Genomic DNA, 24,778 nt, shown 5'->3' with positions numbered 1-24,778 from the left:
CCGTCTTCCATTCACTTTATTTCAGGGCCCAGCCGTTCTGCCGACATTGAAAATGACCTCAGCATCGGCGTTCACGGACCGGCGGCTTTATATATTTTTTTATTGTCCAGCCAACCGGAACACTCAACCATGGGGGACAATCCATTTTGAGTATATGATATCTATCGAATGATTGATTATATTTAATGATTAGCGGGGTGAGGGGCTTTTATCTTGAAGATAGAAGCCCCTCTTTAAAACAGGATCAGTAACACTGATGAACGAATCAAATTGACTTTTACCCCCAAAATATATATGATAATGATAATTATTATCATGATCGCCGTATCCCCATGATACATAGGAGGAAAAAACATGTCCAGGCTTTTTACCGAGGATTTAAGAATAGCCTACGGAGACTATGATATTGTGAAAAATTTGAACTTGAATATTCCTGATGAGAAAATAACTGCGATTATTGGGCCGAATGGTTGCGGTAAATCCACCGTTTTGAAGACAGTGGCTCGAATACTTACTGCAAAATCTGGTACTGTGTTTCTGGATGGAAAAGCAATTATGAAAGAATCTACCAAAAAGATTGCGCAAAAAATGGCGATTTTGCCCCAGTCACCTGATGCCCCGGAGGGACTGACAGTGGCAGAGCTGGTTTCATATGGAAGATTTCCATATCAAAAGGGGATGGGAAGGCTAAAAGATAAAGACCGGCAAGTAATCAATTGGGCACTTCAGGTAACCGGTATTTCCGGCTTCAGGGACAGGCCGGTCGATGCCCTATCAGGAGGACAGAGGCAGAGAGTTTGGATTGCCATGGCATTAGCTCAGGAAACAGATATCATTCTTCTTGATGAGCCGACAACATATCTTGATTTGTCCCATCAGCTGGAGGTCCTGGAGCTGCTGAAATACTTAAATGAAAAAGAAAAACGTACCATTGTTATGGTAATTCATGATTTAAATCATGCAGCCCGTTTCGCTGATCATATTGTGGCCATGAAAGAAGGTAATATTGTGAAGGAGGGGAGTGCAGAAGAGGTAATGACTTCTTCTGTTCTAAGGAGTGTCTTTAACATTGATGCTGAGATTGGAATAGACCCGAGAACAAAGAAACCGATGTGCCTTACATATGATTTAATCAACAGGTTTCATGCAACGGAAGACATGGCAATATAAATATTTATGTGCAAAATATGTTGTTTTTTAACATTCAATTAATAATGATTTTTATTATCGAAAGTAATTGGAGATGAGAGAAATGAAGGTACACAAAAGATATTTTTTTCTAAGCTTGATTGCAGTTCTTGCAGTTGGTTTGCTGGCAGCGTGCAGTGGTGAAACGAGCCAAAAAATGAATCCCGGCACCCAAACCAATTCTTCTGCAAAAACGAGAATCTATCATTCTGAAAATGGTGATATAGAAGTGCCTGCCAATCCTAAACGAATTGCGGTGCTGGCGCCCGCCTATGCAGGAAATCTGCTGAAACTGGGGATTACCCCCATCGCCGTCGATAAATGGCCAAAGGGGAATAAATTTTATGAAGGCAAATTGGATGATGTAGAAGAAATCACCGAAGATTCCCTGGAGAAGCTCTTGTCATTAAATCCTGATTTGATCATCGCATATTCAAACAACAAAAATATTAAGAAATACTCCGAGATCGCTCCAACGGTTTCTTTTACCTACGAAAAATATAACTATCTGGAACAGCATATTGAAATAGGAAAATTAGTAGGCAAAGAAAAGGAAGCGAGAGCGTGGGTGGAAGAGTGGCAAAAGAAAGCGCAAGCAGAGAAGAAAAAAGTCCGGGAGGCCATCGGTGAGAACGCCACCGCTACGGTGATTGACACATTTGGCAAAGACATGTACGTATATGGGGATAATTGGGGACGAGGAACAGAGGTAATCTATCAGGCTCTCGGCCTTAAAGCTCCCAAAAAGGTGGAACAAGAGGTATTTGGCCGCGGGTATAAAGCGATTTCAGCCGAGGTGATTCCACAATACGCAGGCGATTACATTTTTGTTGGTCAAGGGGATGAAACAACAAATCACTCATTCATGGAAACGGATGTTTGGAAAGGAATACCGGCAGTGCAAAAGAATCATGTCATTAAATTTGATTCAAAGTCCTCCTATTTTAATGATCCGATCACCCTTGAAAAAGAAATGGAGTTCATTGTAAAAGCACTGACGAAAGGAAAATGATTTCTAAGTTTATTAAAAGGACTATTCTTTATGATAATGACTGGAAACAAACAGGTTGAAGAAAATAAAGTTTATTCCCGGCCGGCAATCGGTACATCCATATTGGCTTTGGGATTTATCCTCCTGATCGGCAGTATTGTGCTGGCTATTTCAGTGGGAGCTGCCAATATTGATTTTCTGACTGTGTGGAGATCGATTTTTAACTATGATTCTGCCAGGGAAACAGATCAAATTATTGTCAGCATCAGGCTGCCAAGGGAGCTGGGAGCAGCAATCGTCGGGGCTGCCTTTGCAGTCAGCGGAGCCATTATGCAGGGAATAACAAGGAATTCCCTCGCAGATCCCGGTTTACTTGGTCTAAACGCCGGCGCAAGTCTGGCTCTTGCGTGTGTATATGCTTTCGACTCAAATGCTGCCTATCTAACAGTCATGCTCGTTTCTTTTATTGGTGCGGGAATAGGGGCCGGGATGGTATTCGGTCTGGGATCTTTAAGGCGGGGAGGACTGTCTCCCCTCCGCATTACTCTGGCGGGTGCAGCAGTCTCGGCATTGCTGACCGCTTTAGGGGAAGGAATATCCTTATATTATAAACTGTCCCAGGATCTTGCCTTTTGGAAAGCAGGAAGTGTTTCAGGGACAAACTGGCTCCAACTGACATTGATCTGTCCTGTGGTTGTTGTGGGCATTCTTATGGCGATCATGCTTTCTAAAGGGTTAACCATCCTCAGCTTTGGTGAGGAAATAGCAAAAGGGTTGGGGCAGCGGACTTTATTAACGAAAGCAGTCCTCATAACGGTTGTATTCATCTTGGCCGGAGCTGCCGTTTCACTCGTTGGGCCTATTGCTTTTGTCGGATTGATGGTACCCCACATTGTCCGCTTTCTGGTTGGGACAGATTTTCGTTGGATCATCCCTTGTTCAGCTGTATTTGGAAGTGTATTAATGGTTCTTGCTGACACAACGGCGAGAATGGTAAATGCTCCGTATGAGACACCAGTTGGTGCCATCGTATCCATGGTTGGTGTTCCTTTCTTCCTTTATCTTGCACGAATGGGAGGAAGAAAAAGAACATGACAAATTCAGCTCAGCTCAAAAGAGTTCGATTAACCATGATATCCGCTTTGGTTTTGCTTCTGGCACTTTTTGTGATAAGCGTAGCGACCGGATATATTTCTTTATCTCCTGCTCAATTAGGGCGTACCATTTTGGGACAGGGCACCGGCAGGGAAAATTTAATCTTGTTTGGTTTCCGGCTTCCAAGAATTATCATCACGATTTTAGCTGGTATGGGACTGGCCGTTTCCGGTTCAATCCTGCAAAGTATTACGAAAAACCCGCTTTCTGATCCTGGTGTTTTGGGAATTAATGCGGGTGCAGGGTTAATGGTGGTTTTTTATGTTATGTTATTTACCGCAGAATCGACCCATTTTTTATACGTACTCCCCCTTTTTGCATTAACAGGAGGAATATTGACTGCCGCTATCATTTACATCATGGCCTATAAAAAAGGAAAAGGAGTTGACCCGGCCAGGCTCGTTTTAATAGGTGTCGGGATCGCAGCTGCCATGTACGGCGCTATTTTTACCCTGACTACCCGTTTGGAACGTGAGGAAAATGATTTTTTTGCCAATTGGATGGCGGGGAGAATTTGGGGAGATGATTGGACGTTTGTTCTGGTTTTACTTCCCTGGATTCTTTTGCTTATCCCTATCGTTTTTGCAAAGTCAAATGTACTAAACACATTGAATCTGGACGAAAATGTATCTGTAGGTTTAGGGGTCCATGTGAAGAGGGAAAGGCTAATCCTTATTTTTATCGCGGTGGCTCTTTCTTCGGCTTCTGTATCAGTCAGCGGAGGGATTGCATTTATTGGGCTTATGGCTCCACATATCGCAAGGGCCCTGGTGGGACCTCGTCATCAGGGGTTCCTTCCTATCGCAGCTATGCTCGGAGCCATTTTGCTCCTTGCGGCAGACACTCTTGGGAGGGCCATATTAGACCCTGGAGGTATTCCCGCAGGAATCATCGTTACAATTATCGGCGCACCATATTTTATGTACTTAATGGCAAAAAAATAGTTTCAAAAAGGAGGGATGAACTTCACTTGGAAGTCCGTCTCTTCTTTTATTCAGAGAACAATTGTATTTACAGAGTTTTGCCGGCTGAAAGCACACGGTTTCAATCGGGATCTGGTGAGCGGGGAGATAACGGACGGTTTAAGATACCAACTGATTGCAAAGTTAACTCGGCTCTCTCCCAAAACTCTGTACCAGTTTAAACAAGGGGATCTTGCCAATCGGGTAACACAAACATGCAGCTCGATTGAATTTTATTTTAAATTCTTTTTGCTTCCTTCCTGTTCTCATGTGCTTCGATCGATAGGGATTTTGATATTTATGGTTGTTTTAAATGTAAAACTTGCAGCCATATCCCTCTTGTTAATCCCTATGGTGTGTTGGGTGTCATACTAGTGGAGCGGGAAGTATGAGGATGCTTCTAAAAAGATGAGTGATATACAAAAGGGAGTATTTATAACACTTGTCATATGGATTTTGACATATTTTTATTATTAATTATAATAGGGTTGTAATTATTTCGACTTTAACATATAGAAACAATCTTATATAATTTAAATCTAATTCTAGTACAAGACGCAACGTTATGACCCATCATAATAGTCGGAATCATTATAATAATCCCAGTCCGGAAAAGGGTGACCGCATTGAAAATCAGGAAAACAATGGTTGGTGTTTTATCTGCTTCCCTTGTGCTTGGAGCATTTGCCGGTGCACCACTGGCTTCTGCACAACCAACTTCTCATGACAAACATGAGAAACATGTGGATTGGGCAACTGTTGACTTTAACCGTTTATCTAAGGCTTTGATTCAGCGCGGGGTGATTGACAAAAACGCCTCTGAGAAAGAAGTCCGGAATGCAGTAGAAGAGTATGCAGTTAAGAACAGTGTTGAGGGTGGCATCGACACTTCTACATCCTTTGGGAAAAAAGCAGAAAAAGGCCTTAAAAGTGTCCGGCAGCGTGGAGCCAAAAAAGCGAGCGGGAAATCTGCCGATGCGAAACTGGCAAAAGCCCACAAAGACAATATCGTTATGGCTCTGGTAGAATTCCCGGATTACAACCATAACCGTATTCAGCCGGAGGAAGGTAATCTGTACACCAAAGATTTTAATCCGGAGCACTATCGCAAAATGCTGTTTAATCAAAACGGCTATACCACTCCGGAAGGTGTTAGCCTGACCACCATGGCCCAATACTACTATCAACAATCCGGCGGAACCTGGACCGTTGACGGTGTGGTTACACCCTGGATTCAGTCTAAAAGAACAGCAGCAGAAAATGACCAAGATCCCCGTGGTCTTGTTGCGGAAACATTAAGCCAGGTTGGTGAAGCGATTAAAGGAAAAGAAGCGCTTTATGACCAACGCGACCCATACGATATCGACGGAGATGGACAAGTCATGGAGCCGGACGGATTACTGGACAACTTAATGCTGGTTCATGCCGGTGTAGGTGAAGAAGCAGGCGGGGGTGACCTTGGAGCGGATGCGATCTGGTCCCATCGCTGGACATTGAGAACCCCCACTGCGATTCCGGGTACTACGCTGAAAGCTTATGACTATATGATTCAACCTGAAGATGGTGCGGTAGGGGTATTCGCCCATGAATACGGCCATAACCTGGGATTGCCTGACCTTTACGATACAACCGGTGAGGGTTTTGGTTCTCCGGTAGGAACATGGTCGATTATGTCCGGCGGCTCCTGGAACGGTAAAATCGCGGGAGCTGAACCTACCGGCTTTGATCCGTGGTCCAAAATGTATTTACAGGCAACCTTTGGCGGGAAATGGATTTCTCCTGTTGAAATCAACCACCAGGACATTCGCTCCGGGCAGGTTTATAAAGTGAATGAAGCAGTCAGCTTTAAGCCGCAGAATAAAGTATTAAAAGTGAATTTGCCTGACGTGGAAAAGCAGCCTCCTACCCAGCCGGCGGAAGGCAAATTTGCTTACTTCTCTGATTTGGGCGATAACGTCAATACCAAGATGACCTCTCCGGAGATTGATCTGACAGGTGTGACAAAGGCAAGCCTCAGCTTTGACTCCTGGCGGGATATTGAAACAGGTTACGACTACCTGTATGTAAATATCATCGATGCAGCAACGAACGAGAAAACAACGATTAAATCATATGATGACGTCACTGGCGGCTGGGTAAAAGAAGAACTGGACCTGTCATCCTTTGCAAACAAAAAAATCAAAGTTGAATTTAACTATGTAACAGACGCCGGTTGGGTGCAGGAAGGCTTTTATGTAGATAATATCTCTGTAACCGCAGACGAAAACCAGGTATTTGCAGATGACGGAGAAGGCACACCGAAATTTGATCTCTCCGGATTTATCCATTTTGATGGAAAAGGAAAAATGTATCCAAGCTATTATCTGATCGAATGGCGTACCCATAACGGAATGGACCAGGGATTGGCTAACTTGCGCCGCGGCAGCAGTTTCATTACCAGTGATCCGGGGATGGTCGTATGGTATTATGATGGCCGCTATCTCGATAACAACACCAGTCTCCATCCAGGCGAAGGAATGATCGGGGTTGTTGACGCTCATCAGCGTATTCATTACTGGAATACCGGCGAGCCCGCCACGGATCGTTATCAGTTGGTAGATGCCGCGTTCAGCTTTAATCCGACATCTGAAATTCATATTGACAACTATGCAACATTCGGCTCTATGCACTATCCAAGCCTTCCGGGTGTATCCACCTTCTACGACGGAAACGATTATTCGTTAAAAGGTGTGGATACCGTTGGCAAGATCCTGCCAAAATACGGCCTTCAATTTAAATTGAAAAAGGTCAGAAAAGATGGAACATCTGCCCATATTGAACTTTCCAAACGGTAAGGTGGAATAACCACTATATTTGGATGGTCCGGACAGGATAAAGACAAGCCTGCTCATTTCCTTTTCCATGAAATGAGCAGGCTCTTTATTTGGCGTGGGCTTGATTCATCGTATAAATTTGCCGAATCTCATCTGCCGATAAAATCAGCATGTAAGTCCCCCCACTTCTGAATGTACAATCCGAAGGCGTTCCGGGCTTGTTCCCGGTGCCCCTGATTTTCGTCTTTATTATTTTTCGGCTTGTTGCAGCTGTGAATGGTTGCTCCTCTCCGGCTTAGGAACAAAAGAGATGGCAATCAGAGAGATGATTCCGGTAAAAACAATATATAGAGCCACGGGTACCCATGAGTTGTTGTATGTTTCCAACAGGGCTGTAGCGATAAGCGGAGCCGTGCCGCCCGCAATTGCAGCCCCGAGCTGATAGCCGAGCGTGACCCCGGTGTAACGAACATGGGTGGTAAAAATCTCGGAAAAGAGTGTGCCGAGAACAGCGGTGACGGGGGCCCACAGAATTCCGAGTCCGATGACGGTAGCTGCGATGAGCAGAAAATGCGATTTTGACGACAACAAATAGAAGTAAGGAAACGCATATAAAATGATCGCCACCGTTCCCCAAACATAGAGGGGCTTCCGGCCCACCCGGTCAGACCATTTGCCCATGATCGGGATCGCGATAGTTGTGATCAGTGTGGCAATGGTAACCGCATTTAATACGGTTGTTTTGGGAAAGCCGAGGTGGCTGGTTCCGAAAGAAATGATAAAGGTTGAGAAAATATAAAACGGGCCTGTTTCCACCACTTTGGCACCCACTGCCAACAAGACGGATTTCCATTGATAACGAAGGGTATCAAAGAGAGGGACTTTTGCAATCTTGCCGCTCTTTTGCGTCTCTTTAAACTCGGGTGTCTCATCAATTCCGTTCCGGATCCACAGTCCGATGAATACCAGCATGGCGCTCAAAATAAAGGGAATTCTCCATCCCCAGGCCATAAACTGGCTGTCTGGAAGCAGAGTCATCAGGCTGATGGACAGAGTCCCCAGCAACATCCCGATGGTGACTCCCATCTGCGGTACGCTGCCAAAAAAGCCTTTCTGTTCTTTGGAGGAATATTCAACAGCCAGCAACAAGGCGCCACCCCATTCACCGCCAATCCCAAGTCCCTGTACGAGGCGAAGTAGCGTGAGCAGGACGGGGGCCCAGATCCCGATCGTTTGGTAATCAGGCAGCAGACCGATGAGAACGGTTGCAATCCCCATCAGAGAAAGAGTGAGGACCAGTGTTTTCTTTCGTCCGATTTTATCACCGATATGGCTGAAGATCATACCGCCTAGCGGCCGGATAAAAAAAGGAATTCCAAATGAGGCATAAGATAAGAGCAATCCGACAACCGGATCAAAACTGGGGAAAAAGAGTTGGTTAAATACAAGAGAAGCCATCGTCCCATAAAGGAAAAAGTCATACCACTCGATGGAACTGCCGATCAGGCTGGCCACCAGGGCTTTGCTTTCCTGCTTTTTCATGTTTCTTAAAACCCCTCCTCCTCTTTCCATTGATTAAAATAGAATATAGGACATACATTCAGGATCGAAAAATTTTTTCCTGCAACAAATTTATACTAAAACAAGTGATTCGACTTTTTATTTAGTAAAATTAAATGATGCAGACGCATTCATTAGGGGGGCAACCTGATGCCAAACGTGAACATGTTAAACAGATATCTGGGGGGATGATGGCTGTCGGTAAACATTGTGCCCCGTTAATCATATACGTTCTGATATAATCAGCTTCCCATGTTTGTATTTAAACAGGCTGCTGATAACGTATGCAGAATCAGCAGCCTTTTGTCTCATAGCGAAGAAAACTTATTCCACGGAAATTTTCATGTCTGAAAAGAAGTTTGCAATCGCGAAAGAGGATGCGCCCAATGCGGTTGAATACGTACCCAGGCTTGAAAAGGCGATCCTCAGCTGTGCCCGGTGATAAGGCAATGAACGGCTTTCAATCACCCGGTGAATGGGATTGCTGATCCATTTTTCTGCTTTGGCAAACCGGTTGCCTATAATGATCAGTTCAGGATTAAATGTGTTGACGATATTGGTTAAACCGATCCCCAAATATTCGCCTACCTGGTTGAATAATCGGATGACATCACCATTTCCCTCGTTTGCTGCCTGAATAAACAGATCGATATCTCCATCTTCGGCTTCAGCGGCAGACAGGGATTTTGCCTGATCCAAAAAAGCCCGCTCGGAGGCGTACAGTTCCCAACAGCCCCTATTTCCACACCTGCATTTTTTGCCGTGGCTTTCAATCACAAAATGCCCCATCTCACCGGAAAAGCCGGCTGTTCCTCCATATAACGCATTATTTATGATAATCCCGGTTCCAATCCCGATTCCGACACTTATATATACGAGGTTTTCCACTCCCTTTCCTGCGCCGAAAATGTGTTCACCCATCGCTCCGGCATTTGCTTCATTGTGAATGGTGACAGGGAGATGAAATTCATCTCTGATCATTTCAGCGAGGTTGACGTTTTTCCAACCCAGGTTGGGGGCAAACAGAATGGTTCCAGTTTCGTCCACAATGCCGGGAACCCCGATGCCGATCCCGACGATTCCCCGGGGGCTGTCGGGAGCCTGGCTGATCATGGTCCGGATCGACTGAAACAGGGTGGAAATGATGGCTTCAAAGGAAAGATCGTGCAGGGCGGTTGTTTTTTCCCGCACCAGATTTCCTTCTAAATCCGTCAATACAGTTAAAATATAGTTAACACCCAGATCGACACCGATGGAGTACCCGGCAACATGGTTGAATAGAAGCATGACAGGCCGCCTTCCGCCGCTGGATTGGCCGGGGCCGATTTCATAGACCAGATTGTCATCGATTAATTCTTTGACCAAACTGGAGACAGTCCCCTTGTTCAGGTTCGTCAATTCAGAGATCTGAGCGCGGGAGACAGGATGCTTTTGCCTGATGGTCTCAAAAACGATTGATTTATTGATTTTTTTTATGAGGTGTTGATCACCAGTTATGCGCATAGTGCTGTCCTCTCTTTATATAATGATTAAACTAATGTAAAATGAGTTTCCTCAGTTGTAATAGGAGTCATCATACAGTATATAAGAGTTTCAGGCAATCATAAAGGAAAGATTGATATATCTTTGTTTAATCAATAGACAAACTATTGAAGGGATGATATGATTGTGGTGAAAGCGGTAACATGTTTTTTGTCATGATTGACAGAAAGGGCGCCATCCCGGCGATGCATACTTTGCAATCATCTGAAAGCGATATATGGGTTGGGATGGAGTGAAGCCGTATACCGGATTTGCAGGAGGTAGGTTCCATGTTAAACAAGTGGTTCAGACGCTTTCAATTGAGCGCATTGGCCTCCCTGTTGGTCGTTTCCGCTACAGGGTGCGGCATCATAACCACCGGTGAAGAGGCGCTTAAGGAGACAAAGGAAAAAGATGATCAAGTGGTCATCGGCTTCTCGCTTGAGACCTTGAAGGAGGAACGGTGGCAAAAGGATAAAGCGCTGTTTGAGAAAAAAGCGAAGGAACTGGGGGCAGAGGTTAAGACATTGTCGGCCAACGGTGATGACGCCACGCAGTTGAGCCAGGCGGAGCAACTGATTTCTCAGGGAGTGGATGTATTGGTGGTCGTTCCCCATAACGCGGAAGCTGCCGCCTCAATTGTGGAAAAAGCCCATAGGGAAGGAATCAAAGTGATTTCCTACGACCGGTTGATCCGAAATTCCGATGTCGATTATTATATCTCCTTCGATAATGTCCGTGTCGGCGAAATGCAGGCAAAGGCGATTGTGGAACAGGCCCCTAAAGGCAATTACGTGTATATTGGGGGTGCCGATACCGACAACAATGCTCATATGTTCCGTGAAGGAGCGATGAACGTTCTGAAGCCGTTGGAGAAAAAAGGAGATATCAAGATCGTTTATGATCAATTTTCTAAAGATTGGAAGCCTGAAGAAGCGATGAAAAATATGGAAAACGCTTTAACTGCGAATAAAAATAATGTTCAAGCGGTGGTCGCGGCGAATGACGGAACCGCAGGCGGTGCCATTCAAGCCCTGAAAGCACAGGGGCTTGCCGGCAAAGTGCCGGTCTCCGGCCAGGATGCGGATTTAGCGGCTGTTCAGCGCATCGCGGAAGGAAAGCAGACGATGACGGTGTATAAACCGATCACTGCAATTGCAGAGAAAGCGGCTGAAATGGCTGTTGCGCTGGGGACAGGGAAAGAGATTAAGACCGATAAGAAAGTGAATAACGGGAAAATAGATGTGCCCTCCCTCTTGCTTGATCCCATTGAAGTGACCAGTGAGAATTTGGTGGATACGGTAATTAAAGACGGATTCCACAAGATAGAAGACGTATACAAAAATATACCGAGGGACCAATGGCCCGACACAAAGCAGGTTGGCAGGGGATAGATTCAGCCGGTTCATTACTCCATCTTATACAGGGGAGTGGGGGAATTATGTATGCTTTGGAAATGGTCGATATCACGAAGGAATTTCCGGGAGTCAAAGCATTAGACCGTGTGAACTTGAAAGTGAAAAAGGGTGAGATTCATGCTCTCTGCGGGGAAAACGGAGCCGGCAAATCGACACTGATGAAGGTGCTGAGCGGGCTTTACCCCGTGGGAACCTATTCCGGGGAAATCCGGATGGACGGAATTAAAAAAGAGTTTCATAAAATCGCCGATGCGGAAAAAGCGGGAATTGCAATTATCCATCAGGAGCTGGCACTGGTCAAAGAGATGACAGTGGGCGAGAATATTTTTTTGGGAAGGGAACCGTCTCAAAGGGGACTGATTCAGTGGGACCGCCTCTATTTTGAAGCTGCAGAATGGTTGAAGAATGTTGGCTTGAACATATCCCCCCATGCCAAGGTGAGCACCCTGGGAATCGGGCAGCAACAACTGGTGGAAATTGCGAAAGCTCTGTCAAAGGATGCCAGGGTTCTGATCCTGGATGAACCCACAGCAGCGTTGACGGAAACCGAAGTAGAAATCTTGATGGAGATTCTGCAACAGCTGAGAAAAAAAGGAGTTACCTGCATATACATTTCCCACAAAATGCCCGAAGTTTTCCGGTTGGCTGACAGCATAACGGTTCTGCGGGATGGTCAGACCATCGCTACCCTCGATCGTTCACAAACGGATGAAAATCACGTCATTGCTATGATGGTCGGGCGTGAATTGACGGAGAGATACCCCCGTGTCGAACACAGGCCGGGCGAAACGGTACTGGAGGTCAGGGATTATCATGTGTGGAGCCGGGATCAACCGGATATAAAACGGATCGATGGTGTCAATTTTTCGTTGCGGAAAGGTGAAATCCTTGGTATTGCCGGCTTGATGGGTGCCGGGCGATCCGAACTTGTGATGAGTCTGTTTGGAGCGTATGAAGGCAAGGCGGAAGGACAGGTTCTGATCGAGAATCAGCCTGTAAAGATCCGGTCTGTCAAAGATGCGATTCAAGCGGGGCTGGCCCTCGTGTCCGAAGACCGAAAACGGTGGGGTTTGGTACTCGGCATGGATGTTAAGACCAATACGACTCTCCCCAATCTGACGAAAGTTAGCAACTGGGGGATCATCAACGAGAACGATGAGATCAAGTGGAGTCAAAAATATGTAAAGGAACTGCGGATAAAATCAGCTTCACTGGAAACGGCGGCAGGCACCCTGTCCGGAGGAAACCAGCAGAAAGTGGTTATCGGAAAATGGCTGATGTCCAACCCCAAGATCCTGATTCTGGATGAGCCTACCCGGGGGATTGATGTCGGTGCCAAGTACGAGATTTATCACTTGATGAACCGGCTGGTTGCCGAAGGGGTAGCTGTGATCATGATTTCCTCCGAACTGCCGGAGATTCTGGGGATGAGCGACCGGATTCTGGTGATGCGAGAGGGTAAGATTGTCGGGGAAATGGATTACCGCGAAGCGACCCAGGAAAAAATCATACAGTCAGCAACAGGAGGGAAATAGATCTTATGGAGACAAAAGATGTGCCGGTTAAAGGGCGGCTGACCCGGCTTATGGGAACATGGGATGTCCGGGCTTACACCATGATCGGTGCGCTGCTGTTCATCTGGCTGTTGTTCGGCATGTTGGACAGCACCTTCTTAACCTCACGAAATTTATCCAACTTGTTCACTCAGATGTCGGTGATTTCGATTTTGGCGATCGGGATGGTTTTAGTGATTGTGGCTGGCCATATCGACTTGTCCGTTGGCTCCGTTGTCGGCTTTACAGGCGGGCTATCCGCCATTCTCAGTACCTGGCTCGGATTTCCCATCTGGGTTGTGGTTCTGGGTACGCTGGCAGCAGGGGCGTGCATTGGGTTCGTACAGGGGTGGCTTGTCGCTTATCGGGCGGTACCGGCTTTTATTGTCACCCTGGGTGGGATGATGGTTTTCCGGGGGGCATTGATGGGTGTCACCAACTCCACCACGATCTCCATCTCCGATCCTGCTTATGTTTTGCTGGGAGATGCTTATTTTACGAGAGGTTTCAGTTTGATTATGGTTGTTTTAGTGACCGGAGCGATTATATGGTCCACGATGCGCAGGCGCCGTTCCCGGCGAAAGTACGGGTTTGAGGTGATGCCTGTTGGAGTGGATGCTCTGAAAATCATCTTTTACAGTGCATTAATCCTCGCTTTTGTACTGACGATGAACAATTATAAAGGTGTTCCGCTTCCGATTGGCTTCGTCATCCTGTCGGCTCTCGTTTTCTCCTTCATCGCTCATAAAACTTCCTTCGGCCGCCATATTTACGCGATTGGCGGAAATCCTGAAGCGGCGGCGTTATCCGGCATTAACATCAAGAGCAGAACGATGATGGTATTTCTCTTAAATGGTTTGCTCGCTTCCATCGCTGCCCTGCTTCTGACCTCCCGTCTCACTTCTGCAACCATTTCGGCCGGGCAGATGTACGAGTTGGACGCGATTGCGGCCTGCGTGATTGGTGGTACATCCTTGATGGGAGGAACCGGTACCATCCTGGGGGCTTTGATCGGATCTCTGGTGATGGCTTCCCTGGATAACGGAATGTCGTTAATGGGGGTGGAATCCTTCTGGCAATACATCGTAAAGGGGAGTATCCTCGTTCTGGCTGTATGGCTGGACATCTCAAGCCGCAAGAGAAAAGTGGCGAAGTAAACCCGAGTTTGCCTGTGCTAAGCCCATATGCGTTGCATAAACTATTACACATTTCAAGGAGGATATTTACGTGGAATACTTTAAAAATGTAGGCACTATTTCATATGAGGGAAAAGATTCGAGGAATCCGCTGGCTTTTAAATACTACAATCCGCAGGAAGTGGTCGGAGGAAAGACGATGGAAGAGCATCTGCGGTTCTCTGTCGCCTATTGGCACACCTTTACCGCCGATGGGACCGACCCGTTCGGACAGGGAACCATGTTAAGGGCCTGGGATCGTTATTCAGGGATGGATCTGGCCAAAGCCCGCGTCGAAGCTGCTTTTGAATTTTTTGAAAAGCTGAATGTCCCTTACTTTGCTTTTCATGACCGGGATATCGCTCCCGAAGGGGAAACCTTGAGGGAAACCAATAAAAACCTGGACGAAATTACAGCCCTGATCAAGGAATATATGCAGAGCAGTAAAGTGAAGCTCCTGTGGAATACAGCCAACATGTTTACACATCCGAGATTTGTTCATGGTGCGGCGACAAGCTGCAATGCCGATGTATTCGCCTATTGCGCTGCCCAGGTGAAAAAAGGGCTGGAAACGGCAAAAGAATTAGGTGCGGAAAACTATGTGTTCTGGGGCGGACGGGAAGGATATGAAACTCTTCTCAACACAGATTTGCAGTTAGAATTGGACAACCTGGCCCGGTTTTTACAGATGGCCGTCGACTATGCCAGGGAGATCGGCTATACGGGACAGTTCCTGATCGAGCCGAAGCCCAAAGAGCCGACCAAACACCAGTACGATTATGATGTAGCCTCAGCGATGTCGTTCCTCCAAAAGTACGGACTGGACCGTTCGTTCAAGTTTAATATTGAAGCCAACCATGCCACCCTTGCCGGGCATACATTCCAGCATGAATTGAGATGGGCCCGAATCAACGGGATGCTGGGCTCTGTGGATGCCAACCAGGGGGATTACCTGCTCGGCTGGGATACGGATGAATTCCCCACCGATCTGTATGAAACCACCCTGGCAATGTATGAAATTCTGAAAAACGGCGGATTGGGTTCCGGCGGTCTCAACTTTGATGCCAAGCTGAGAAGGCCTTCCTTTGAACCGGAAGACTTATTTTACGCCCATATCGCCGGGATGGACAGTTTTGCCAAAGGGTTGAAAGTGGCTCACCGGCTGATTGAAGACGGCGTTTTGGAAGAGGTCCTGACACATCGGTACCGGAGCTTCCGGGAGGGAATCGGCCTTGACATCGTATCCGGAAAAGCTGACTTCCGCACGCTGGAAGCTTATATATTGGACAAAAAAGAGATCCAAAATGAATCGGGGAGACAAGAAAAGCTGAAATCAATTTTGAATCAATATCTGTTGGAAGCCTGAACAGGGCAGATACCTTTTTTAAAGGGAGAGAACCTCTGTGAAATATGTGATCGGTATCGATCTGGGGACCAGCGCTGTTAAAGGATTACTGGTTAATCAAGACGGAGAAGTTGTTCAGGAAGTTTCAAAAAGCTATCCTCTCATTCAAAACGCTTTTGGTCACAGTGAACAAGATCCGGAAGAGTGGGTTGAAAAAACCCTTGCTGCGCTAAGCGGATTGGTGGAGGTCTCCGGTGTGAATCCGGAAGATATCGAAGGGATCAGCTTCTCGGGTCAGATGCACGGGTTGGTGCTGTTGGACGAGAAAGGGCAGTTGCTGAGAAAAGCCATCCTGTGGAATGACACGCGGACGACGGAGCAGTGCAAAGCCATCAACGACCGGCTGGGGAACCGGCTGGTCGATTGGACGAAAAACATCGCTCTGGAAGGATTTACTCTGCCCAAATTGATATGGGTCAAGGAAAATGAACCGGATATCTTCGCGCAGGCGGCTCGCTTTTTGCTGCCAAAAGATTATCTCCGGTTTCGGATGACGGGCGTATTGAACAGCGAATATTCCGATGCTGCGGGAACTTTGATGCTGAATGTGACTGAAAAACAATGGAGTACGGAGATATGCCGCCACTTTGATATCCCTGTCGATCTTTGCCCTCCTCTGGTAGAATCCCATCATTGTGTGGGCACTCTTTTGCCGGAAATCGCTTCCCGGACAGGTCTGAGGGACTCCACCAAAGTTTTCGCCGGGGGAGCCGATAATGCCTGCGGTGCGATTGGAGCCGGTATTTTATCGGAAGGGAATACTTTGTGCAGCATTGGAACCTCCGGCGTTATTTTGTCCTGCGAAGAACGGAAGGACCGGGATTTCCGCGGGAAGGTCCACTTCTTCAACCATGCGAAAGAGAATGCCTATTATGCGATGGGGGTCACTCTTTCCGCCGGCTTCAGCTTGCGTTGGTTTAAAGACACCTTTGCCGGCGGGGAAAGCTTTGAGGAGTTCTTGCAGGGCGTGGACCGCGTTCCAGTCGGAGCCAACGGTTTATTGTTTACCCCTTATCTGGCAGGAGAAAGAACGCCACACGCGGATTCGGCGATCCGGGGAAGTTTTATCGGAATGGATGCTTCCCATAAGAGAGAGGATTTTGTCAGGGCCGTGATGGAGGGGATTACGTTTTCGCTGAATGAATCGATTGAAATCCTGCGTCAGGAAGGAAAATCGATCTCCACAGTTGTTTCCATCGGAGGCGGGGCAAAAAATCCGTGTTGGCTCCAAATGCAGGCAGATATTTTCAATGCGACCGTCGTGGGACTGAAAAATGAACAGGGCCCCGGGATGGGAGCGGCGATGCTGGCGGCGATGGGCTGCGGCTGGTTCGGGTCTCTTGAAGAATGTGCGGAACAATTTGTGCAGCCAGCTGCCGAGTTTACGCCCAAACCGGAGAATGTACGGAAATACAAAGAGCTTTTCGCTATCTATCAAAGCATCTATGAACAGACAAAGGGTTTAAATCAGCGGCTGAAAGAGTTCAGGGCATAGCAGATTAACTATAAGATAACATCCTTTGACTTCAGATGAGAAAAAGAGGTTCAATGCAGGTTTGTTCAGGCAGCTTTCTTTTGCGGGAGTGGCTGCCTGGCTATGCCTGTGTTTTTTATTAACAGTAACTGAAAAATACCCCCGTCCTGCTTCCTGCTATCTACTATAAAATGATAGATTGGATGAATTTTTTATGGAAGGGAGATGTTTTGCGTGTAAATGAATCAGGAACAGGATGGTAAAAGCATGTGGAATTAAATACAAATCTTCAATATACAATGTATATTGTGTATAATTTATCATATAGATAATTTTAAGCAATTTAGGGAGACAACATAGCGTGTATTCCGGTTACCCTGAACAAGTGGAAGCAGTAGTTAAGCGAACAAAGTAGTCGAATTGTTATGAGTGTTATAAAAATTAACTCCGGGATGAGATGGAAATAAGGACAACCTCGTTCTCCTGCCAGATAATATTTCTCAACCTTTAACCCAAATCTAAAAAAAGGATGTTTCATTTAATAGATTGATCAATTTCATCCGGAAAATCCCCCCTAATATTTAATCAATTTTTTAGCGAAGTGAGGTGAAGCGTTACGGAGAGCAAATAACTCTGTACCCGGATCATGCCTATACGTACTTTTGTTGCGGAACAGGACACGCTGAATCAGAAAAGGAAATACAACTATTTTCAAGAGTTTTATAAATTTCCGTAACAATGAATATGAGAGCATATTATCATCGATTCATCATTATCATTCTTTTAACATGTGTTGGCGTGGGTACCTTTGGTTTCGGTGAAGTTCATGCTACTGGCGGCAGTTTTGATGTGCCAGAAGTTAATGACCATTTCGACAGGGTTGAAAAAGGTCCGGCACCTAAGAAACAGGAGTCAATCAACCAGAACGCAACAAAAGAAAACGGGTTCTGGGATGCAGTTGGAAACATGTTCAGTAAAGCCTGGGAGTGGACCAAGGGAACCGTTGCAGACGCTGGGGATTGGCTGGGTGAGATCTTATCTGAGATTAACAAAGTCGGTGTTGAAAACATCGGGCTCTTTGTAGGTGTACCCATACTCCTTGTCTCTGCATTTTTTATTTTCAGGCAGCCAATGATAAATTTTGCGTTTATTTCATTCTTACTCAAACCTAATGCTAAGGATAAAGCAGATGACGAGATAGTAAAACAAAGCGGCAATGGGAACGTTATAGACGCAGAGAAATATTTTTCAGATGCAAGAAAAGATATGCGAACCATGTGGGCGCCGCAAATTGTGCTGGAGTTGGGGTTAGGGAAGTGGAATGTCAAAAACAAAGATTATTACAAAAACAGTGAAATCCTGTTGGATGGAAAGCCGATGACTGAGGATTACAAAGCTTCAGTACAGCGGGGAGCGAACTGGGACTCTCACGGGGGGTAACGGTAAAAGGAACCATGCTGATCCAAGCGGTACTGGACTTCAAAAATGTTTACATCGATGGAGAAGAGAAGCCCGATTATTGGAAAAAAGGGCTGCTGGATGATCCACAAGACACCGCAGATATCTTAAAGGGATATGAATTGGGCAGCTCGGAAGGGGAAAATAAAGGACTTTTGTCTACCGTATCCCAATATGTCCCCACCCCTTCAAAAGTTAGCAGGTTTTTCTCCAGAGTGGGCCATTATTTTCGTGAGTTGTAGTATACTGACTGATGAATTTACCGCTTGCGGGAACGGCATTTGTTCATGATGAGCCCCCAAGTTCTCTAATTAAACTGATTCAAGTTTTGACTCCCCCGTCCATTGACTGCTATCAGGAGGTGGAAAAAGTGACTAAGACGATCTATAGAAGGTTGATTGAGCTTGTGCTTCTTTTTCTTGTATGTTTGAACTTGGTATATCAAGTGGTTGACGGGAATGTGTTTATGGTTATGCTGGCCATCTGGTCAATCATAATCATTGTGTTTATCTTGCCTTTCATGGCGCTTACTGAATTGGTTACAAAGAGATTTTCTCCGGTCATCCGTGCGTTGCTTTCCTTGTTTTGTCACATTGCGGCCATTGCACTGGGATGTTTTGCCCTCAATTTCCTCGGGGCGCTGATTCAAGAATATGCGTCAAATCAAATCTTTCCGCAAACAGTAAAGGATTTTGTGAAGCTGCTGCCTTATGCGATTGGCTTGTGGGGACTTGATGAAGTCATACGTTTTTTCTTTCGCGAACCAAGTTCAGTGATCCAATGGAAGTCCAAAAGCAATGGCGCTTGACACTCCACACGGCTGAAGCCGTGGGATTCTTGAGTCGTTAGCGTCCGCAATCCGTTTCCGTTTTGGACAACGCTCAAGTTTAGGGGTGTGTCATCACCCCGTCCCATGCAGTTAGAATGTACCCACATGGGCGGCGTCCCTGTTACCAGTACGCTAGGCTGCTAAACCCGAAATTGCTTTCGCTATATTGATGGCTCCGTTGAGATCGGCATGACAGGTTGTCCACACTCTTTACATCGAAACTTTAAACCATTTCGATTGGCTTTTGCTTGATGACCGCATTTGCAAGTTTGGCTGGTGTATTCTGGGCCATCTCAGCCTTGTACTTGATGAATTCTTTGAGTTGGTAGAACGACCATGAATGTAGATTTCTGCCTTGATCGGTTCTCTTTGACTTAGCAGTATTGCGAATATCAGTCAAATCTTCCCATACGAATCACTCCAACACCGTTGGCGAGTGCATGATTGACATTTGTCGACTGATTTTATGGTTTTGGTCTTTCATCCAGCGAGATTCTTTGTCTTTGGATTTCTTAATCGCTTGTAGTTTTTTTGCTTGTCCCAGCTTCTGTCTTCTGGATGCATATCGTCTACGAGCATAAGCAACTGCAGAGCCTTTGAAGAAAAGAGAGCTCGTTCCAATACCAGCAACTGCTAGATAGCTGAGACCTAAGTCAATTTGCCTGATTCACTTCTGGATGCAAAAGAAGCCAGTTAGCAAAATCTGTGTTGACCTCGGTCATTCTTTGATACATTTGTTGTTTTGCTTTCGTTGGTTTATGCAGCTCCAAACGCAGTGTGATCGCAGGCATATATTCACCCCCTTGTTTTCTGCGATGTGTTGTTTCCCATAACGTAAGAGTCTTTATTTTTTAGCTTGAACTTTGTTTTTTCTTAACCATCATAATCAATCTCATCAAAAATAAAATGACCGCCCCCCAAAACAGAATATCCATCATCCATTCAAACACGTAGTACATCCAGTCAACATTGTATAGAAAGCCAGTCATTTTCGACTGGGGCGATATTAGAAAAGCCAATACAAGGATTAAATATTTGATTCCAAATAAGAAAGTGCTTGAGGAGAGAGCCCAAAATCCAATGCTTGTTGTTGATGATACTGTATCCTTTTTCGGATTAAAAATGAGCACAAGGGAGATTACAAAATATATTAATGCAAGGATTTGAACTCCTAGTAGGGCATTAAAATCGGCGGGCAGAAACGCCAGTCGTATGTTAAATCCATATGGAGGTTTTGATTTCAAAAACATGAAAGCTAATGAAAGGGAATAAATCCCAAGTAAATAGATGAATAATGATAAAAATCCAAATCCAAGTGTTCGTGGTTTCACGGTTTACCTCCTGTCTTGAAAGTTATGTATGATCAAAAGTGTAATGGATATATGCATGTAAATCAACGATTCCTATTTTTTGGACTGTAATGAATAGTGCCATTTAATGCACCTTGGGGGGCTGTCTTGAATAATCCCCGCATTCATGCGTGGGGAGTGGTCAAACGCAGGACTTGCGGGAGGGTTCAATGTTTTAAGGAAATTCTTGAACTTATTCCCGAGATAAAAACTCATTTATTATTTTTATCACATCTGTAGTTTCTTCGGGGTCTGCCTTTCGAGCTTTCATCATGGAGATTACTTGCTCCCACTTCTGATAGTATTGTTCTGTTTTCTCCGGCGTCCATTCCTTATCCCGTTCTTCCCGGATAGCCCTGACTGCATCGGGGGAGTGCTGATGTTTATCATTTACCATCCTGTTTTCATAAAGTAACTTATAATCGCGGTTGTAGACTTGAAGAATGTGAAATAACTTTTCTTTTTCAATCCGTTCGACTGTGTGCAGCATTCCGGAGTAAGCGGCTTCGTGAGAGGAACGGGGAGCGATCCTGCCGGCGCCTTTGGTTGCTTTTTGGCCCTCATATCTTTCAAAAACAGCCAGCAAACTATCTTTTTCATTGACAGCCATGACACGAATGATCACTTTGTATCCTTCCCGGATCAGACGGTCTAACGTGTTGCAGATCGGGCCGGCGTTCCTCATCGTTCCTTCAAAAATAATGTTTCGCCTGGTCTCAATCGCCAGATCAAACAGCCTTTTGGTCCACTCCCGCACATCGGGGTCGGTCAGCTTTGCATAATCTTGTTCATGTTTTTTAAGGATCTCTTTGCTGTAGGGGTGGTCTTCGCGAAATTCATCTCCGTTGATGATGGCGACATTTCCATCCTTCAATTCAGATACGGGGATGCGAATAAGCCCGGCTTTGCCACTCCCCGGCTGTCCGCCCAGAATAAGGGCGGCAGGTTGTCCAACCGGACGGACCGGGTCCAGAATGCTTGCTTGTATCTCTGCAAAAACAGCATCGTGTTCCATTGCCGGCAACTTGTATGTTGGAAAATCACGGGCTTTGCCTTTGAACTTTTCTTTTATCTGTTCCCCATATTCGACAATGGCTTTTCTGATCATTGCCTCATCACCCAAATACATCATTTGCCGTTCCCGGGCTAAGATCTCCCGTTTCGCCTTCAGCCCGGCCATTTCCTCAGAGCCGGCTTGTTTTGCTTTGGCCAGTCTCAGTTCTTTTCGTATTTGAGCTGACATGAACGCCATCATTTCGATGGCTACATCTAATCGTGCGTGGGCAGATAACTTCCTATATATCTGCTCATTTGACCTGCTCATAACCATTCCCCCTCAAAAAGATAAAAAAGAGTTTTCTGTATAAAGCAGAGTTTTTCTTGTTTCAACAATAGTGGATTGATATAATAAAAGCAAAAAATGTCAGGGCGGCTGGAAAAATTACCTCCTGTACGTCATTGCATGGCACTTCTAGGGCCGATCACCCTCACTAAACTTTTTAAAATGATTGGGAATGAACAATGGGATGAACTACTGCCTTAAATGGGGCAAAATCTGCTTGATTGGCTGCTTTGAGTAAATGATAGAATAACAGAAGCCTGTATTCACTAACAAGTGGGATTTACAGGCTTTTGTTATTTTTTTACTTTGTGTCCATCTTCATCCAGGGCATCTTGGGGAGAAAATTTGATAGAATAGAATTATGCATATGAAGGTAAATATTAAATATAGAATTTGTTTTATTCAAAAATAATATAAAAAATTAGGAGCGGCCACTTTTACTTCCTTGCAGGGCGTTGATTGGTAGCGAGGCAGAATTCTGTCTTCCCCCACCATGGCACACACTTTCACAGAAACATCCAGGATCCTGTAGATATAGAGGAGGTTTGACCGACCATGCTCTCTTCCCGACAACTGGAATTGCTGCGTATTCTTATGCAATCTGAAAAGGAAGTAACAAGCCACAAATTGGCTAATATTTTTCAAATTACCTCGCGTACCGTTCGCAATGATATAAAGGAGATCTCAGAAGCCTTATTAAAAAACGGAGCCAAAATAGTTGCTCTCCGTGGTAAAGGTTATCAGTTAGAGATATTGGACTACAATTCTTTCCGCTCCTTTTTGCAAGAAATTGCTCTTAGTTACAGCAAAATGGAAGCGGTTCCAACCGAGCCTAAGGAACGGGTGAATTATATTATTAAGAGATTGCTTCTATCTGAGGGTTATATAAAATTGGAAACACTTGCTGAAGAACTTTTTGTCAGTGAATCCACAATAAAAAATGATCTAAAAGAAGTCCGTTCAATTATGAGCAATTATGAATTGGAACTGGATAAACGGCCAAATTACGGCTTAAAAATTACCGGCAACGAAATTAAGTTGCGCTACTGTATGGCTGAACATGTTTTTAATTCCTCTCACAAGGCTCCTTCTTTGCTGCCTGATGATGAGCTGGAAGCAATTCGTTCCATTATCTTAAAACATACGAACGCTGCCGGAATCCAGTTATCAGATATTGGCGTCAATAATCTTGTCATCCACATTGCAATTGCTTGTAAACGAGTTCTCAGCCAAAATTATGTTTCTATTTATGAAGAAGATTTACATCATATTATGAATCAAAAAGAGTATCAGGTTTCAGAGCGAATTGTGAATGATATCAAGTGTTCTTTAAACGTTCCGTTTCCGGATGCTGAAATTGCGTATATCACCATTCATTTACTGGGAACTAAAACCATTGCTTACAGAAGTAGGGAAGACGCCAGTTTGTCTGCTCTCATTGATCATGATATCTATTCTTTAACTCAAAAGCTGTTGGCTGAAGTTGAAAGGTATCTGAACCTTGGCATCCAGAACGATAAAGAACTTATATTTGGCCTCAGTTTACACTTAAAGCCGGCAATAAACCGGCATTACTATCAGATGAATATACGGAATCCGCTCCTGGCGGAGATCAAGCAGAAATATCCGATTGCTTTCGATGCAGGGGTCATCATGGGCAAAACTCTCGACAATATCCTGGGTATTTCAATTAACGAGGATGAAATAGGATATTTGGCTTTACATGTAGAAGCCGCATTGGAACGCATCCGCTCAAAATCCGGATCCAAGCGGTGTGTGATTGTATGTGCGACCGGGGTAGCCAGCTCACAACTTCTTTACTATAAATTAAAAGCCACTTTTGGTTCCCGTTTGGACATTATCGATACCCTGAACGCACATGATCTGCAAAACTATCCGTTAGACACGCTTGATTTTGTCATCAGCACCATTCCGATCAAAACCCCTCTTTCCATTCCAGTCATTGATGTAAACACGATTATAACAGGCCAGGATATTCACAGGATTGAAAATATGCTAATTGAAGATGTGGATGGCATTCTTCAATATATAGAACCGGAATGGGTGTTTTTGAAACAGGAGTTGAAATCTAAAGAAGAAGTTATCAACTTTTTAACACAGAAACTGGAAGAGCTTGATATGATTCCTGAAAACTTTAAAGAAGCTTTACTGGAAAGGGAAAACATCTCACCTACGAGCTTCGGCAATCTGGTTGCGATTCCCCATCCCATGAGCCGGATGACAGATAAAACTTTTTGGTCCGTCTGTACTTTAAATAAGCCGATTTTGTGGGGAGAGAATCGAGTCCAATTTGTTTGCCTGTTGAGTGTTCAAAAAGAATATAAAGATGATCTCCAGAAAATGTACAGATTTCTCGTTAAAATTGTGGAGGATGCAACGCTTGTAGACCAGTTGCTAAAGGTGGATAATTACAGTGAATTTATACAAGTATTAAAAACCCATGGAAACAACTAAGTACTATAGAAATATTGCCATCTATTTCGCAAGCAAATGTGCATTCATCAAACTTACCTCAGCCAGCCTGAATGCCAAATCACCTCTCCTTCAATCTCTTTTTCCGTACT

Annotated in this window: 20 protein-coding genes and 1 pseudogene; 16 read left to right on the top strand and 5 right to left on the bottom strand. The window is 45.1% G+C overall.

Features of this window, described 5'->3' with window-relative positions; all coding sequences use genetic code 11:
• From I8U27_RS18680 to I8U27_RS18650, 7 genes are all read left to right on the top strand, one after another.
• Nucleotides 1-150 (top strand): LUD domain-containing protein (locus tag I8U27_RS18680; RefSeq protein ID WP_181751227.1); only part of this gene is annotated, 150 nt, incomplete at its 5' end.
• 204 nt (nt 151-354) lie between these two features.
• Entirely contained in the window at nt 355-1,170 is an 816-nt protein-coding gene (locus I8U27_RS18675; RefSeq protein WP_181751226.1) for an ABC transporter ATP-binding protein, read from the top strand.
• Nucleotides 1,171-1,252: 82 nt separating this feature from the next.
• Nucleotides 1,253-2,200 (top strand): iron-hydroxamate ABC transporter substrate-binding protein, encoded by a 948-nt coding sequence (locus tag I8U27_RS18670; protein WP_181751225.1) that lies wholly within the window; start codon nt 1,253-1,255, stop codon nt 2,198-2,200.
• Between the two features lie 30 nt (nt 2,201-2,230).
• The gene (locus I8U27_RS18665) at nt 2,231-3,274 is read left to right on the top strand and encodes a FecCD family ABC transporter permease (protein WP_232345656.1); all 1,044 of its coding nucleotides are present in this window, start codon (nt 2,231-2,233) and stop codon (nt 3,272-3,274) included.
• Nucleotides 3,271-4,278, top strand: a complete 1,008-nt coding sequence (locus I8U27_RS18660) for a FecCD family ABC transporter permease (RefSeq protein ID WP_181751224.1) — start codon at nt 3,271-3,273, stop codon at nt 4,276-4,278. The genes I8U27_RS18665 and I8U27_RS18660 overlap by 4 nt, the downstream gene beginning before the upstream one ends.
• 15 nt (nt 4,279-4,293) lie before the next feature.
• Entirely contained in the window at nt 4,294-4,671 is a 378-nt protein-coding gene (locus tag I8U27_RS21455; RefSeq protein ID WP_181751223.1) for an ABC transporter ATP-binding protein, read from the top strand.
• A 251-nt stretch (nt 4,672-4,922) separates the two neighbouring features.
• Nucleotides 4,923-7,130 carry an immune inhibitor A domain-containing protein gene (locus I8U27_RS18650; protein ID WP_181751222.1) on the top strand — a complete coding sequence of 736 codons (2,208 nt, stop codon included), beginning with the start codon at nt 4,923-4,925 and terminating at the stop codon, nt 7,128-7,130.
• A gap of 228 nt (nt 7,131-7,358) precedes the next feature.
• Here I8U27_RS18650 and I8U27_RS18645 read toward each other — a convergent pair whose 3' ends face one another.
• The gene (locus I8U27_RS18645) at nt 7,359-8,651 is read right to left on the bottom strand and encodes an MFS transporter (protein ID WP_181751221.1); all 1,293 of its coding nucleotides are present in this window, start codon (nt 8,649-8,651) and stop codon (nt 7,359-7,361) included.
• A 342-nt stretch (nt 8,652-8,993) separates the two neighbouring features.
• A complete protein-coding gene (locus tag I8U27_RS18640; protein WP_181751220.1) occupies nt 8,994-10,172 on the bottom strand; it encodes an ROK family transcriptional regulator in 1,179 nt (392 codons plus the stop codon).
• Between the two features lie 308 nt (nt 10,173-10,480).
• On the opposite strand from I8U27_RS18640, the gene xylF reads away from it, so the two are divergent.
• The 8 genes from xylF to I8U27_RS18600 all read left to right on the top strand — a co-directional run bounded on the left by xylF (nt 10,481) and on the right by I8U27_RS18600 (nt 19,481).
• Entirely contained in the window at nt 10,481-11,584 is a 1,104-nt protein-coding gene (gene xylF / locus I8U27_RS18635; protein ID WP_181751219.1) for a D-xylose ABC transporter substrate-binding protein, read from the top strand.
• Nucleotides 11,585-11,631: 47 nt separating this feature from the next.
• On the top strand, nt 11,632-13,143 hold the full coding sequence (locus tag I8U27_RS18630; protein ID WP_181751218.1) for a xylose ABC transporter ATP-binding protein: 1,512 nt from the start codon (nt 11,632-11,634) through the stop codon (nt 13,141-13,143).
• Nucleotides 13,144-13,148: 5 nt separating this feature from the next.
• The gene (locus I8U27_RS18625) at nt 13,149-14,318 is read left to right on the top strand and encodes a sugar ABC transporter permease (protein WP_181751217.1); all 1,170 of its coding nucleotides are present in this window, start codon (nt 13,149-13,151) and stop codon (nt 14,316-14,318) included.
• A gap of 70 nt (nt 14,319-14,388) precedes the next feature.
• Nucleotides 14,389-15,702, top strand: a complete 1,314-nt coding sequence (xylA, locus tag I8U27_RS18620) for a xylose isomerase (RefSeq protein ID WP_181751216.1) — start codon at nt 14,389-14,391, stop codon at nt 15,700-15,702.
• 37 nt (nt 15,703-15,739) lie between these two features.
• On the top strand, nt 15,740-17,236 hold the full coding sequence (xylB, locus tag I8U27_RS18615; protein ID WP_181751215.1) for a xylulokinase: 1,497 nt from the start codon (nt 15,740-15,742) through the stop codon (nt 17,234-17,236).
• Nucleotides 17,237-18,013: 777 nt separating this feature from the next.
• The gene (locus I8U27_RS18610) at nt 18,014-18,655 is read left to right on the top strand and encodes a hypothetical protein (protein WP_181751214.1); all 642 of its coding nucleotides are present in this window, start codon (nt 18,014-18,016) and stop codon (nt 18,653-18,655) included.
• A gap of 14 nt (nt 18,656-18,669) precedes the next feature.
• Nucleotides 18,670-18,915 carry a hypothetical protein gene (locus tag I8U27_RS18605; RefSeq protein ID WP_181751213.1) on the top strand — a complete coding sequence of 82 codons (246 nt, stop codon included), beginning with the start codon at nt 18,670-18,672 and terminating at the stop codon, nt 18,913-18,915.
• 128 nt (nt 18,916-19,043) lie between these two features.
• A complete protein-coding gene (locus I8U27_RS18600; protein WP_181751212.1) occupies nt 19,044-19,481 on the top strand; it encodes a hypothetical protein in 438 nt (145 codons plus the stop codon).
• Nucleotides 19,482-19,634: 153 nt separating this feature from the next.
• Here I8U27_RS18600 and I8U27_RS18595 read toward each other — a convergent pair.
• The 3 genes and pseudogenes from I8U27_RS18595 to I8U27_RS18585 form a co-directional block, all read right to left on the bottom strand.
• Nucleotides 19,635-20,293: pseudogene (locus I8U27_RS18595) on the bottom strand (RNA-guided endonuclease TnpB family protein).
• Nucleotides 20,294-20,353: 60 nt separating this feature from the next.
• Entirely contained in the window at nt 20,354-20,833 is a 480-nt protein-coding gene (locus tag I8U27_RS18590) for a hypothetical protein (RefSeq protein WP_181751211.1), read from the bottom strand.
• A gap of 211 nt (nt 20,834-21,044) precedes the next feature.
• Nucleotides 21,045-22,175, bottom strand: coding sequence for a zeta toxin family protein (locus I8U27_RS18585; RefSeq protein WP_181751210.1), 1,131 nt, complete (start codon nt 22,173-22,175; stop codon nt 21,045-21,047).
• A 573-nt stretch (nt 22,176-22,748) separates the two neighbouring features.
• On the opposite strand from I8U27_RS18585, the gene I8U27_RS18580 reads away from it, so the two are divergent.
• Nucleotides 22,749-24,668, top strand: a complete 1,920-nt coding sequence (locus I8U27_RS18580; protein WP_181751209.1) for a BglG family transcription antiterminator — start codon at nt 22,749-22,751, stop codon at nt 24,666-24,668.
• Nucleotides 24,669-24,778: the final 110 nt, after the last annotated feature.

It is taken from the genome of Paenactinomyces guangxiensis, from assembly GCF_016055185.1.
Classification (GTDB): domain Bacteria; phylum Bacillota; class Bacilli; order Thermoactinomycetales; family Thermoactinomycetaceae; genus Paenactinomyces; species Paenactinomyces guangxiensis.
Note: the sequence above shows the minus strand (reverse complement) of the source record. Positions and strands in the feature narration are given on the sequence as shown.

Bases quoted from the DNA above. Each gene is read 5' to 3' on its own strand.
- I8U27_RS18640 (WP_181751220.1), bottom strand. From the start codon at position 10,172: ATGCGCATAACTGGTGATCAACACCTCATAAAAAAAATCAATAAATCA.
- I8U27_RS18605 (WP_181751213.1), top strand. From the start codon at position 18,670: ATGCTGATCCAAGCGGTACTGGACTTCAAAAATGTTTACATCGATGGA.
- I8U27_RS18580 (WP_181751209.1), top strand. From the start codon at position 22,749: ATGCTCTCTTCCCGACAACTGGAATTGCTGCGTATTCTTATGCAATCT.
- I8U27_RS18630 (WP_181751218.1), top strand. From the start codon at position 11,632: ATGTATGCTTTGGAAATGGTCGATATCACGAAGGAATTTCCGGGAGTC.
- I8U27_RS18670 (WP_181751225.1), top strand. From the start codon at position 1,253: ATGAAGGTACACAAAAGATATTTTTTTCTAAGCTTGATTGCAGTTCTT.
- I8U27_RS18665 (WP_232345656.1), top strand. From the start codon at position 2,231: ATGATAATGACTGGAAACAAACAGGTTGAAGAAAATAAAGTTTATTCC.
- I8U27_RS18585 (WP_181751210.1), bottom strand. From the start codon at position 22,175: ATGAGCAGGTCAAATGAGCAGATATATAGGAAGTTATCTGCCCACGCA.
- I8U27_RS18625 (WP_181751217.1), top strand. From the start codon at position 13,149: ATGGAGACAAAAGATGTGCCGGTTAAAGGGCGGCTGACCCGGCTTATG.
- xylF (WP_181751219.1), top strand. From the start codon at position 10,481: ATGTTAAACAAGTGGTTCAGACGCTTTCAATTGAGCGCATTGGCCTCC.
- I8U27_RS18660 (WP_181751224.1), top strand. From the start codon at position 3,271: ATGACAAATTCAGCTCAGCTCAAAAGAGTTCGATTAACCATGATATCC.
- I8U27_RS18675 (WP_181751226.1), top strand. From the start codon at position 355: ATGTCCAGGCTTTTTACCGAGGATTTAAGAATAGCCTACGGAGACTAT.
- I8U27_RS21455 (WP_181751223.1), top strand. From the start codon at position 4,294: ATGAACTTCACTTGGAAGTCCGTCTCTTCTTTTATTCAGAGAACAATT.
- I8U27_RS18645 (WP_181751221.1), bottom strand. From the start codon at position 8,651: ATGAAAAAGCAGGAAAGCAAAGCCCTGGTGGCCAGCCTGATCGGCAGT.